The sequence below is a fragment of the Lentzea tibetensis genome, from assembly GCF_007845675.1.
Taxonomy (GTDB): domain Bacteria; phylum Actinomycetota; class Actinomycetes; order Mycobacteriales; family Pseudonocardiaceae; genus Lentzea; species Lentzea tibetensis.
This window is the reverse complement of sequence record NZ_VOBR01000019.1, coordinates 62,871-74,928: the sequence shown is the minus strand read 5'-3', so window position 1 is coordinate 74,928 and position 12,058 is coordinate 62,871. Positions and strand designations below refer to the sequence as shown.

Below are 12,058 nucleotides of genomic sequence, written 5' to 3'. Positions count from 1 at the left end.
GGATGACCACGCCGCAGCCGGAACAGGCGCCCGAGGCACCGTCGCCCGCACCGAGATCTCCGAGCCCGGCGACGGCGGTCGCGTCGGGCGCGGTCGGGTTGTTCGTGGCACTGGGTGCCGGGTCGCAGGCGCTGACCATGGCCTACATCTTCAGCGGCGGCCTCATGCCCGGATCGGCGCCCGGAACGGAGTTGTCGCCGGCCGCTCATCCCGTCATGACGTGGTTCCTCGTCCCGTACGTCGTGGCGGCGTTCGGCGCGGTGCTCCTGCTGGCGGGCGCGATTCTGCTGTTCGCCCGCTTCAACGCGGGCAGGTACCTCACGATCGCCGGCGCGTTCCTGCTCATCGGTGTCGAGGTGGTGCAGACGTTCGTGATCGTGGCGGCGTCCGAACTGGCCTTCGTCGGTGTCGGCCCCGGCGCCTTCGGCATCGTGTTCCTGCTGTGGAAGTTCGTGCTGCCCGCCGTGGCCGCGGTACTCGCCGCGCTGCCCTCCACGGCCGTCTGGCTCGCCGCCAAGCATCAGTGAGTACTCTCGTTCCATGACAGACAGCACTACTCCGTACGGCTTCGCGACCAGGGCCATTCACGCGGGTCAGGAACCTGACCCGACGACCGGCTCCGTCATCGTGCCCATCCACGCGACCTCGACCTACGCGCAGGACGGCGTGGGCGGGCTGCGCCAGGGCTACGAGTACTCCCGCACCGGGAACCCCACGCGGACCGCGCTGGAGCAGTGTCTCGCCTCACTGGAGCGCGGCAAGCACGGGCGCGCGTTCTCGTCCGGCATGGGCGCGACGGACACGGCACTGCGCGCCATGTGCCGCCCCGGCGACCACGTCGTCATCCCGAACGACGCGTACGGCGGCACGTTCCGCCTGATCGACAAGGTGCTCAGCCACTGGGGTGTCGAGCACACGCCGGTCGCGCTGTCGGACGTCGACGCCGTGCGCGCCGCAATCCGCCCCAACACGAAGGTCGTGTGGGTCGAGACGCCGACGAACCCGCTGCTCAACATCGCGGACATCGCGGCGATCGCCGAGGTCGCGCACCACGCGGGCGCGAAGTTCGTCGTCGACAACACCTTCGCCTCCCCGGCGTTGCAGACTCCGCTGGAGCTGGGTGCGGACGTCGTGCTGCACTCGACCACCAAGTACGTCGGCGGCCACTCCGACGTCGTCGGCGGCGCGCTGATCACGTCCGACAGCGAGCTCGACGCGGCGTTCGGCTTCCTGCAGAACGGTGCGGGCGCGGTGCCCGGCCCGTTCGACGCGTGGCTGACGCTGCGCGGCCTGAAGACGCTCGAGCTGCGCATGGACAAGCACTCGGACAACGCCGAGCTGGTCGTCGAGGCGCTGGTCAAGCACCCGAAGGTCAAGAAGGTGCTGTACCCCGGCCTGCCGACGCACCCCGGTCACGAGGTCGCGGCGAAGCAGATGCGCCGGTTCGGCGGCATGATCTCGTTCATCGTCGACGGCGGCGAGGAGGCGGCGCTGGCCGTGTGCTCGCGGACGAAGCTGTTCACGCTGGCCGAGTCGCTCGGCGGCGTCGAGTCGCTGATCGAGCACCCCGGCAAGATGACCCACGCGTCGACCGCGGGTTCGATGCTGGAGGTGCCGTCCGACCTCGTGCGGATCTCCGTCGGCATCGAGTCCGGCGACGACCTGGTCGCGGACCTGCTCGAAGCACTGGGCTGACCGCTGCCGGGCCGGCAGCGAAGAAGGGCCCCTCCGGCTGGAGGGGCCCTTCCGCTAAGGCTGTGTAGCGCCGCCGAAGCGGTTGATGTTGTCGACCTCGGCCACCGGAGCCGGTGGCAGGTCGCGGCCGCTGACGCAGCCGCCGACGAGCTCGAGCCCGGTGCTGGTCCTGACGAAGCCGCCTGCCTCGTCGCAACCCGCGTGCGCCACGGTCAAGAACGCCGCGCCGGTCAGCGCCGCAGCCGTGGTCACGGCTCCGACCAGCGGTACAACCGCGGCAACGCGTCGCGCGAGTGCCATGCCACCTCCCCAAGACGATGGGCCCCCGCTGTGCAGGGTACCCGTGACCCTACGGGTGGTAACGGTCAGCCATCTTGACGACCTGGCCCCGTTCGTTGATGACGATCCGCGTGCCGTAGTGGCCGGACAGGTTCTGGTACTCCTCGCTCGAGCACTCCAGCGCGCCCAGGCCCTCCGCGTCGAGCTTCAGGCCCTGGCCCTTCTCGCACTCAAGCGGGTCGAAGAACGTCGCGTCCGCCGAGATCTCCGCGGTCTCCTCCTGCGCGCCATCGACCGGCACCACGTTCACGTTGTTGACCTCGGCCTTGACGATCTTGCCCGCCACCCAGGTGACCCTGGCGCCCTTGTGGATCCCCTTGATGATCGCGACGTCGACCGTCCGAGCCCCGTTGGGCTTGGCGTCGGTCGGATCCGGCGCGGACGAGGTGGGCACGGGCCCGACCGACACCGTCGGCACGCCGACCGGGACGTCCTTGGCCGCCGGCGGCGCCGCCGTGACCGAACACGCGGTCAGGAGCACGGCAGCGCCTGCGAGCAGCAGAGAACCCTTGACGAACTTCATGACGTTCCCCCCAGGAACACGATGTTCTAGCTTTCGTGTTCCAGGACGCCGGGGTCTGTCAGAGGTTGCCTCGCGAGTTCGATGGCGCCTCGGCGTTAAAGATTGCCTCGGCGCTCCTGCTCCCGCTCAATGGCCTCGAACAGAGCCTTGAAGTTGCCCTTGCCGAAGCCCAGCGAGCCGTGCCGCTCGATGAGCTCGTAGAACACCGTCGGCCGGTCGCCGATGGGCTTGGTGAAGATCTGCAGCAGGTAGCCGTCCTCGTCGCGGTCGACCAGGATGCGGTGCTGCTTGAGCACCTCGATCGGCACCCGGACCTCGCCGATGCGGGCCCGCAGCTCCGGGTCGTCGTAGTAGGAGTCCGGGGTCTCCAGGAACTCGACGCCCGACGCGCGCATGGACTCGACCGTGCGCACGATGTCGTTGGTGGCCAGTGCGATGTGCTGCACGCCGGCGCCCTCGTAGAACTCGAGGTACTCGTCGATCTGCGACTTCTTCTTCGCGATCGCCGGCTCGTTCAGCGGGAACTTGACCCGGTGGTTGCCGTTGGAGACGACCTTGGACATCAGTGCCGAGTAGTCGGTCGCGATGTCGTCGCCCACGAACTCCGCCATGTTCACGAAGCCCATGACGCGGTTGTACCACTCGACCCAGTAGTCCATCTTGCCGAGCTCGACGTTGCCGACGCAGTGGTCGATGGCCTGGAACAGGCGCTTCGGCGCACCGGCCGGACGCACGACGGTCGACGTCCGCGCCACGTATCCGGGCAGGTAGGGGCCGTCGTAGCGGGAGCGGTCGACGAGCGTGTGGCGGGTCTCGCCGTACGTCGCGATCGCGGCCATCCGCACCGTGCCGAACGCGTCGCTGACCTCGTAGGGCTCGTCGAGGACGGTGGCGCCCTGCGCCCGCGCGTGCTCGACGCAGCGGTCGACGTCGGTGACCTCCAGCGCCAGGTCGACGACACCGTCGCCGTGCTTGCGGTGGTGGTCGAGCAGCGGGCTGTCCGGCCGCACGCCACCGTTGATCACGAAGCGGGCCGAACCCGACTTCAGCACGAAGGACTTGTGGTCCCGCTGGCCGGTCTCGGGGCCGGCGTACGCGACCAGCTCCATCCCGAAGGCCACCTGGTACAGCCACGCGGTCTGCGTCGCATTGCCCGCGACGAACACCACGGCGTCCATGGCACGCACGGGGAACGGGTCCTTGGTCGCGTCGTAGTCGACCAGACCCACGAGCTGCCGAAGCTGGTCGTAGCTCACGTCGTCAAGCTGCTGCGTCATACCCCAAGGATGAGTAGACCAGGCAGGATGAGCAACAGTCTCAAAATTTGCTGCGCAGAATGTACAGTGATCTATGCCTAGCGATCAGCAGAGTGAACACTCTGACCAGCCATTGGACTCCCTCGACGCGAGGCTCCTCCTCCTGCTGACCGACGAGCCGCGGCTCGGCGTGCTCGAGTGCTCGCGCAGGCTGGGTGTCGCGCGGGGAACCGTGCAGGCCAGGCTCGACCGGCTGGTGGCCAAGGGCGTGCTCACCGGGTTCCCGCCCGCGCTCGACCTCGCGGCCATGGGCTTCGGCCTCACGGCGTTCGCGGTGCTGGAGATCGCGCAGGGCAGGCGGCAGGAGGTGTCCGACGGCCTGGCCGCCATCAACGAGGTGTGCGAGGTCCACGCCACGACCGGTCAGGGCGACCTGTTCGTGCGGATGGTCGCCCGCTCCAACGCCGACCTCCAGCGCGTCATCGACGAGATGGTCGACGTGCCCGGCGTGCAACGCCTCTCCACGTCGATCGCGCTCTCCACGCCGGTGCCACCCCGCGTGCGCCCGCTGCTGGAACGCATCACGTGAAATCGGCAGCGCACAAGACGAAGGGGCGGCCACCTCGCTGGTGGCCGCCCCTTCGGTGTCTGTGGGGTCAGCCCGAGTACGGAACTGCCTTGATCAGCGTGACCTTCTGCGTGCTGCCGTTGGGCAGCTCGTACGAGACGGTCTCGCCGTCCTTGGCGCCGAGCAGCGCCTTGCCGAGCGGGGACGCGGGGGAGTAGACCTCGATCCCGCCCTCAGTGCCTTCCTCGCGAGTGGCCAGCAGGAAGTCCTCGGTCTCGTCGTCACCCTCGTAGCGAACTGTGAGCACGGTCCCTGGTGCCGCAACGCCCTTGGTGGTGGGGGCCTCGCCGACCTTGGCGGCCTGCAGGAGCTCCTGGAGCTGACGAATTCGCCCCTCCTGCTTGCCCTGCTCCTCGCGAGCGGCGTGGTAGCCGCCGTTCTCGCGGAGGTCGCCCTCTTCACGGCGGGCGTTGATCTCGGCAGCAATGACCGGGCGATTGTTGATCAGCTCGTCCAGCTCGTGCTTGAGCCGGTCGTAGGCCTCCTGGGTCAACCAGGTCACCTGGGTGTCGCTCACGGTCACCAACTCCTCGTCTTGCTCCAAGCCCGCGTGTACGGGCCGGCAGTTCCCGGGCGCGTGCGCCCGGAACGGAAAAACACGGCCCGCGCCGGGGCCGTGCTGAGCGTCAAGAGTAACACGCACACAACGATCAGCGGAGATCAATTGTTCCCGATCTCGCCGTTAAACCCGCAGATCACCCGCTTGGCCGCTAGGTCGTGGACAAATATGCGGGAACCTGGTAGGAGCACCCGAACACCTCGCCGGTGACCGGGGGCTTCGACGTGTGCAAAAGAGTTGTCTCGCGGACGATCGAATTCCCCGGCGGTACGAGAACTTCGCGTCTACCGGCTTCGTCGCCGTCCTTCGAGCGGGCCCGAATGATGCAAACCGCGGGTCGTTCCGGAGTGTCCCGGGAAACCTCGAATGTGACCTTCACCGATCCGTCGTCGACGATCACGAAGGACGTCTGCTTCGACTCGATCGGTTTGGTGCCGAGATTTCGATAGCCGATGAAGGTGACGGCGAGCCCGACGAGCAGCGCTACGCCGAGTAACGACCAGCGGAGCCACGGCCGCGGTGCCTTCTTCGTGCCGTACCGCCCCTCGGGGAGTGCGCGTTCTGCCACTTTCACGCGCCCTCCTACCCGTGGGGAACAATGATGTACGACGTTCGGTTGTGAGTGTCGCAGGAGCCTGTCCGGCTCCGACCAGCAGGGTTCAGGGTTGAGGAGGACCGCGGGGGTCATGGTCGAGAAGCTGCGCCTGATGGCGGTGCACGCGCACCCCGATGACGAGTCGAGCAAGGGAGCGGCCACGATGGCCCGCTACGTTGCCGAAGGTCACGAGGTGATGGTCGTGACCTGTACCGGTGGAGAGGCCGGCAGCGTCCTCAACCCGGCCATGGACCGGCCCGAGGTGCTGGAGAACATGGCCGAGGTCCGCAGGGACGAGATGGCGCGTGCCGCCGAGATCCTCGGCATCCAGCACCGCTGGCTCGGGTTCGTCGACTCGGGCCTGCCCGAGGGCGACCCGCTGCCGCCGCTCCCCGAGGGTTGCTTCGCGGTGGTCCCGCTCGAGGAGTCCGTCCCGCCGCTGGTGGAGGTCATCCGCGAGTTCCGCCCGCACGTGATCGTCACCTACGACGAGAACGGCGGCTACCCGCACCCGGACCACATCCGCACCCACGAGGTGTCGATCGAGGCGTTCGACGCCGCGGGCGACCCGGACCGCTTCCCCGAGGCTGGCGAGCCGTGGCAGCCGCTGAAGCTCTACTACTCGCACGGGTTCTCGCGCGCGAAGCTGACCGCGTTCCACGAGGCGCTGGAGGCCCGCGGCATCGAGTCGCCGTACACCGAGTGGCTCGCGAACTGGGATCCGGACCGCCCGGACGTGATCGACCGGGTGACGACGCGCGTCGAGTGCGCGGACTACTTCCCGCAGCGCGACGACGCGCTGAAGGCGCACGCGACCCAGATCGACCCGAACAGCCGGTGGTTCATCGTGCCGCTCGACGTGCAGCGCGAGGTGTGGCCGACCGAGGAGTACGAGCTGGCGCGGTCGCTGGTCGACAGCACGTTGCCCGAGGACGACCTGTTCGCGGGCGTGCATGAGAAGGTGGACGCGTGAACGCCTGGACCGACACGGTCGCCCTGGTCGGGCAGCCATCCCCGGCTCCGGACAAGGACAAGGGCGGCCAGGGTGAGGACTTCGGCAAGTCCTCGCCGCTGGGCCTGCTCGTGCTGGTGCTGTTCTTCGTCGCCGTCTTCTTCCTGGTGCGCTCGATGACCAAGCACCTGAAGAAGCTGCCCGCGTCGTTCGAAGAGCCGACTGAGAAGGACGAGGACTAGCCTGGTCCGCCGTGGACCTACCGGATCAGCTGCTCGACCTGCCCGTCCCGTGGTGGATCGGGGGTAGCCGAGCGTTGGCGCAGTTCACGGCCGTGCGCAGGCCGCACCCGGACACCGATCTCACCCTGTTCGCCGACGACCTGCCCTCACTGGCCGCGGCGCTGCCCGGCCTCACACGGGTGTCGCCCGATCGGCTGGCAGCGGGCTCGCTGGACGTGTGGCTGAACAGCTCGGCCGACGGGAACTGGGTGTTCCCGCTCGACCCGTCCGTCGTGCTGCCGCTGGACGACGTGACGTGGGAGAGCGGCGGTGTCCGCTACCTGCGGCCCGAGTTCGTGCTGCTGTTCAAGGCCGAGCAGAAGGCGACGGCGGACCTCGAGTCGACGCTGCCGTGGCTGCGCGCGTCCGCCCGCGAACGGCTGGCCGAGCTGCTGGAGCGCGTGCACCCCGGTCACGCCTGGCTGGACCTGGTCTAGCTCTACTGGTCGTCAGGTCTTCCGGGTCGCGATGCGCAGCTCGATGACGAGGTCGTTCACGGCCTCGTCCGCGCTGGGCCGTTCCGGCAGCTCGCTGGCCTCCTGCGCGAGCCGCAGCTCCTCGTGCCACTCCCGCACGTCCTGCTCGAGGCGTGACTTCACCGGCCGGTAGGGCACCCCGGCGAGCCCGCGGTGCTCGCCCAGCTCCTTGGCCTCGATGAGCGGCTGCAGGTAGCCGGGCCCGTCCAGCTTGTCGAGCAACGTAGGCAGGTGCGCGACGACCTCACCGGTGCGCATCAGGTGCACCCCGGTGAGCAGCGCGCGGAACGTGTACAGCAACGGCTTGAGCTCGCCGGTCCGCTCGAACAGCCGCCACTGGGTGTGCGCGAAGCCCCGGTAGTGGTGCGCGTGCCTGCTCGTGACGCAGTCCTGCGCCAGGCCGATCAGCTTCTGGTGACCCGGCGTCGTGTGCGCGACGATCGGGCTCAGCAGCTGTTCGAGCACGTACCCGTTGGGACGCAACAGCAACCGGCAGAACTTGAGCAGGTCGTGCGTCACCAGGTCCAGCTCGACGCCGTCGCGCACCCACATGCGCTGGAGCGTCTCCGGGCCGGGACGCAGGCCGACGACGTCCTCGACCGGCAGGATGTGCACGCCGCGCAGGTCCACATCGGAGTCACGGCTCGGGAACCCGTACAGGTGCGCGCCGGAGACGGTCGCGAAGAGCAGCGGTGTCGGCTGCTCCCGCACCACCTCGCTCAGGTCTGGTATCTCGTAGCTCACGACACCTCCCTCCCTCAGACGCGTTCCCGATCAGCGTCGTTGCGTTACATGCTCGTGCGCAACATTTCCGGGCACATCGTGCGCAAACGGATCATTAACGGTCCTGTTCTCCCCTTGATTCCTCCTCGCGTGGACCTGGAACGCCGTCCACTTGAGACGGCGTGCTCACAGCCTCGGGTCCACCGGCTCCGACTCGAGCGCCAGCACGGCGAACACGCACTCGTGCACGCGCCACAGCGGCTCACCGCGCGCGACCCGCTCCAGCGCCTCCAGCCCGAGCGCGTACTCCCGCAGCGCCAGCGACCGCTTCTTCCCGAGCCCGCGCTGCCGCAGCCGCTCGAGGTTGGCGGGCTCGGTGTAGTCCGGGCCGTAGATGATCCGCAGGTACTCGCGTCCGCGCACCTTCACGCCCGGCTGCACGTTCGGCACCAGGTTGGCCAGCGGCTTCACCACCATGCCCTCGCCGCCGCCGGCGGTGAGCTCCTCCCACCACCTGATGCCCGCCGCCACCTGCGCCTCGTCGGCCGTGTCGACCACGAGGTGCCTGGTCTGCGTGAACACGTCGCCGGTGAGCCGCGCGACCAGGTCGAGGTGCCAGGTGTGCGGCCGGTCGTGGAACGTCCGGCCCGCCGCGGCGAGCAGCTGGAACGGCGCGATCCGCACGCCGTCGAGGCCGGAGGTCGGCCAGCAGTACCGCTGGTAGGCCGCCGAGTACCCGTGCGCGTTCGCGAGCCTCGACGTCGTGCGCTCGAGCAGGGCCCCGACGTCGACGCCGCGGTCGCGGGCGGCCGTCAGCGCGGCGACGGCCGGTGGCAGCACGCCGAGCGCGGCCGCGCCGACGGACGCGTACTGCTCCTTGATCAGCCCGGTCGCTTTGGCGTTCCACGGCAGCAGCTCGGCGTCGAACAGCAGCCAGTCCGTGTCGAGCTCGTCCCACAGCCCGGCGCCGGTCACCGCGTCGCGGACCCGCGAGAGCAGCTCCGAGCCCAGCGGCTCGGCGAAGAACGCGCGGCCCGTCCGGGTGTGGATCGCGCCGCCCTCGCGGCGCACCAGCACGACCGCGCGCGAGCCCATGTGCTTCTCCTCGCAGATCACCTCGCGCACACCGGCGGACCGGTACTCGGCGAAGGCGTCCTCGGGGTGCTCCAGCACGTCCGGGCGGCGCGACGTCGCCGTCGGCGCCATCGTCGGCGGCAGGTACAGCAGCTCGTGCGGGTCGATCGCGAAGCGGCTCATCACCTCCAGCGCCGACGCGGCCTGCTCGGGGCGCACCGTGACGCGGCCGCGGTGCGCGGTCTCGATCGTGCGGCGGCCGAGCACGTCGGTCAGCGCCAGCACGTCCGGCTCGCGCTCCACCTCCGGAACGACCAGCGGGCGCACCGGCTCGTACCAGACCTTGTGCGCGGCAACGGAAACGACCTCGCGCTCCGGGTACCGCAGCGCGGTCAGCTTGCCGCCGAAGACGACACCGGTGTCGAGGCACATGGTGTTGTTGACCCACTCGGCCTCGGGCGTCGGCGTGTGCCCGTAGAGCACCATCGCCTGGCCGCGGTACTCGTTCGCCCACGGGTAGCGCACCGGCAGCCCGTACTCGTCGGTCTCGCCGGTCGTGTCGCCGTACAGCGCGAAGCTGCGCACCCGCGCGCTCGCCCGGCCGTGGTAGCGCTCCGGCAGGCCGGCGTGCGCGAGCACGAGGTCGCCGCCGTCCAGGACGTAGTGCGCGACCAGCCCGTCGCAGAACCGCTCGGCGCGCCTGCGGAAGTCCTCCGGCTCGGCGGCGAGCTGCGCCAGCGACTCCGCCAGGCCGTGCTTGACCTGCACGTTGCGGCCGCGCAGCGCGCGCACCAGCTTCTGCTCGTGGTTGCCGCACACGCAGAACGCGTGCCCGGACTCGACCATGCCCATGACGAGTCGCAGCACACCGGGCGTGTCCGGGCCGCGGTCGACGAGGTCGCCGACGAACGCCGCACGCCGGTTCCCCGGTGGCACGGCGTCGACGGCGCGGCCCTCGTCGTCGCGCACGAGCTCGTAGCCCAGCTCGACGAGCAGGTCCTCCAGCTCCGCGCGGCAGCCGTGCACGTCACCGATCACGTCGAACGGGCCGGTCTCGTGGCGCAGGTCGTTCAGCAGGCGCTCGTACCCGATGGTCGCATCGTCCACTTCGGACTGACTACGGAGCACGTGCACCTTCTTGAAGCCCTCCTTGCCGAGGAACTTCAACGACTTGCGCAGCGCGGTGCGGTGCCTGCGCACGACGTGCGCGCCGAAGTCGCGGTCCGGGCGCCGCGCGTTGCGCGCGAGGCAGACCTCCTCCGGCGTGTCCAGCACGATCGCGACCGGCAGCACGTTGTGCCTGCGCGCGATCTCGATCAGCTGCGCGCGGTCGCCCGGCTGCACGTTCGTCGCGTCGATCACCGTCGTGCGGCCCGCGTCGAGCCGCTTGCCCGCCACGTAGTGCAGCACGTCGAACGCGTCACCCGACGCCGACTGGTCGTTCTCGTCGTCCGCGACGAGGCCGCGGAAGTAGTCGCTCGACAGGATCTGCGTCGGCAGGAAGTGCTTGCGCGCGAACGTCGACTTGCCAGACCCGGACGCGCCGACCAGCACGACCAGGCACAGGTCAGGGATCTTCAGCTCCATCAGTTCGTGTCCCCCACGGTGAAAACGGCGAGCTGGGTGGGTGCGCCGCGCTCGGCGTCCTCGGGTCCGATCGGCAGGTACCGCACGGTGTAGCCGCGACGTCCGGCGACGCCGTCGGCCCACGCGCGGAACTCCGCCCGCGTCCACTCGAAACGGTGGTCGGAGTGGCGCATCTGGCCCTCCGGCAACGTTTCGAACAGCACGTTGTACTCGACGTTCGGCGTCGTCACGAGCACCGTCCTCGGCCGGGCGACGCCGAACACGCAGTTCTCCAGCGCGGGCAGGCGGTCCGGGTCGAGGTGCTCGACGACCTCCATCAGCACGGCCGCGTCGTAGCCCTGCAGCGCGGGGTCGGCGTAGGTGAGCGACGACTGGCGCAGCGTGAGCCGTTCGCGCTGCCGGTCGGACATCCGGTCCAGCCGGAGCTTGCGCTCGGCGACCTGCAGCGCCTGCGCGGACACGTCGACGCCCTGGATCTCGGTGAACTCCGGCTGCTCCAGGAGTGCCTTGAGCAGCGCGCCGCCACCGCAGCCGAGGTCGAGCACCTTGCTCGCCCGCGCTTCTTTGAGCTGTTTCACGAGCGCGTCGCGTCGCTGCACGGCGAGCGAGATCTTCGGCTCGGTGAGGGCGTTGTCCAGCTCCTCCGGCTCGACCTCGTCCACCTCGGCCAGCCGCGCGAGCGCCGACACCACGAGCGGACGCTTGCGCGCCAGGTACCTCGTGGTGATCAGCTCGCGGTCCGGGTGCTGCGCGAGCCAGCCCTCACCGGCCCTGAGCAGCTTGTCGACCTCGTCCGCCGCGACCCAGTAGTGCTTGCTGCCGTCCAGCACGGGCAGCAGGACGTACAGGTGCTTCAGCGCGTCGGACAGCTTCACCGTTCCGGTGAGCGTGACGTCGGCGTACCGCGACTCCTCGTGCTCGTCGAGCGGGATCGGCCTGGTCTCGACGTCCCAGCCCAGCGGCGTGAACAGCCGCTCGACCAGCCGGTGCGGCAGCGCGGGCAGGTTGATCTTCAGCGGGATCGGCGTGTCCGCCAGCTCGGCGCGGCTCTCGCTGCGGCCGTTCATCGCGGTGCGGAACACGCTGCCGAGCGCGACCGTGAGCAACGACCCGGCCGCGTACGGACGGTCGTTGACGTACTGGGTGAGCGTGCTGCCGGGACCTCGCACGAGCGCCACGGGGTCGACCTCGAGCAGGAGCGCGACCGTGCACTCCTCGTGATCCGCCCTGGGGTAGAAGACGTGCGCGGTGCCCGAGCTCGTCGAGAAGGACTGAGCCCGGTCGGGGTGTTTGTGCAGCAGGTGACCGAGGTCGGTCGCCGGCTGGTGGGTGGTGGTCAAGGTCAGCAGCACCCGCCGAGTTTGACTGAC

The 12,058-nt window shown here is 69.5% G+C and carries 13 protein-coding genes and 1 pseudogene; 6 read left to right on the top strand and 8 right to left on the bottom strand.

Annotated features, from left to right (window positions below; all coding sequences use genetic code 11):
- Positions 1-2: 2 nt before the first annotated feature.
- Together FKR81_RS27315 and FKR81_RS27310 are read left to right on the top strand one after the other, a co-directional pair.
- The gene (locus FKR81_RS27315) at positions 3-527 is read left to right on the top strand and encodes a hypothetical protein (RefSeq protein ID WP_146355905.1); all 525 of its coding nucleotides are present in this window, start codon (positions 3-5) and stop codon (positions 525-527) included.
- A gap of 13 nt (positions 528-540) precedes the next feature.
- Positions 541-1,695: a cystathionine gamma-synthase gene (locus FKR81_RS27310; protein WP_146355903.1), complete on the top strand. Its 1,155-nt coding sequence runs from the start codon at positions 541-543 to the stop codon at positions 1,693-1,695.
- A gap of 54 nt (positions 1,696-1,749) precedes the next feature.
- Here FKR81_RS27310 and FKR81_RS27305 read toward each other — a convergent pair whose 3' ends face one another.
- From FKR81_RS27305 to hppD, 3 genes are all read right to left on the bottom strand, one after another.
- Positions 1,750-1,995 (bottom strand): hypothetical protein, encoded by a 246-nt coding sequence (locus FKR81_RS27305; protein ID WP_146355900.1) that lies wholly within the window; start codon positions 1,993-1,995, stop codon positions 1,750-1,752.
- A gap of 49 nt (positions 1,996-2,044) precedes the next feature.
- Positions 2,045-2,557, bottom strand: a complete 513-nt coding sequence (locus FKR81_RS27300) for a hypothetical protein (RefSeq protein ID WP_146355898.1) — start codon at positions 2,555-2,557, stop codon at positions 2,045-2,047.
- A 95-nt stretch (positions 2,558-2,652) separates the two neighbouring features.
- Positions 2,653-3,834, bottom strand: a complete 1,182-nt coding sequence (gene hppD, locus FKR81_RS27295; protein WP_146355896.1) for a 4-hydroxyphenylpyruvate dioxygenase — start codon at positions 3,832-3,834, stop codon at positions 2,653-2,655.
- A 73-nt stretch (positions 3,835-3,907) separates the two neighbouring features.
- Between hppD and FKR81_RS27290 the strand changes: the two genes are divergently transcribed.
- Positions 3,908-4,402 (top strand): Lrp/AsnC family transcriptional regulator, encoded by a 495-nt coding sequence (locus FKR81_RS27290; RefSeq protein WP_146355895.1) that lies wholly within the window; start codon positions 3,908-3,910, stop codon positions 4,400-4,402.
- Positions 4,403-4,469: 67 nt separating this feature from the next.
- Here the strand turns inward: FKR81_RS27290 and greA are convergent, their stop codons facing one another.
- Both greA and FKR81_RS27280 read right to left on the bottom strand, forming a co-directional pair.
- Positions 4,470-4,967: a transcription elongation factor GreA gene (greA, locus tag FKR81_RS27285; RefSeq protein ID WP_146356075.1), complete on the bottom strand. Its 498-nt coding sequence runs from the start codon at positions 4,965-4,967 to the stop codon at positions 4,470-4,472.
- A 184-nt stretch (positions 4,968-5,151) separates the two neighbouring features.
- Positions 5,152-5,574, bottom strand: a complete 423-nt coding sequence (locus FKR81_RS27280; protein ID WP_235921794.1) for a DUF4307 domain-containing protein — start codon at positions 5,572-5,574, stop codon at positions 5,152-5,154.
- Between the two features lie 112 nt (positions 5,575-5,686).
- Here FKR81_RS27280 and mca point away from each other — a divergent pair, with 112 nt between their 5' ends.
- The 3 genes and pseudogenes from mca (at position 5,687) to FKR81_RS27265 (ending at position 7,265) form a co-directional block, all read left to right on the top strand.
- Positions 5,687-6,568 (top strand): mycothiol conjugate amidase Mca, encoded by an 882-nt coding sequence (mca, locus tag FKR81_RS27275; protein ID WP_146355891.1) that lies wholly within the window; start codon positions 5,687-5,689, stop codon positions 6,566-6,568.
- Positions 6,565-6,774: pseudogene (locus FKR81_RS27270) on the top strand (hypothetical protein); the annotation flags it as partial. The gene mca and the pseudogene FKR81_RS27270, both read left to right, overlap by 4 nt.
- Before the next feature lie 26 nt (positions 6,775-6,800).
- Positions 6,801-7,265 carry a hypothetical protein gene (locus tag FKR81_RS27265; protein WP_146355887.1) on the top strand — a complete coding sequence of 155 codons (465 nt, stop codon included), beginning with the start codon at positions 6,801-6,803 and terminating at the stop codon, positions 7,263-7,265.
- Positions 7,266-7,277: 12 nt separating this feature from the next.
- Here FKR81_RS27265 and FKR81_RS27260 read toward each other — a convergent pair whose 3' ends face one another.
- The 3 genes from FKR81_RS27260 to FKR81_RS27250 form a co-directional block, all read right to left on the bottom strand.
- Positions 7,278-8,048, bottom strand: coding sequence for a nucleotidyltransferase domain-containing protein (locus FKR81_RS27260; RefSeq protein ID WP_146355885.1), 771 nt, complete (start codon positions 8,046-8,048; stop codon positions 7,278-7,280).
- 165 nt (positions 8,049-8,213) lie between these two features.
- Positions 8,214-10,688 carry a polynucleotide kinase-phosphatase gene (locus FKR81_RS27255; RefSeq protein ID WP_146355883.1) on the bottom strand — a complete coding sequence of 825 codons (2,475 nt, stop codon included), beginning with the start codon at positions 10,686-10,688 and terminating at the stop codon, positions 8,214-8,216.
- Positions 10,688-12,040 carry a 3' terminal RNA ribose 2'-O-methyltransferase Hen1 gene (locus tag FKR81_RS27250; RefSeq protein ID WP_146355881.1) on the bottom strand — a complete coding sequence of 451 codons (1,353 nt, stop codon included), beginning with the start codon at positions 12,038-12,040 and terminating at the stop codon, positions 10,688-10,690. Before FKR81_RS27250 ends, FKR81_RS27255 begins: the two co-directional genes overlap by 1 nt.
- Between the last annotated feature and the right edge of the window lie 18 nt (positions 12,041-12,058).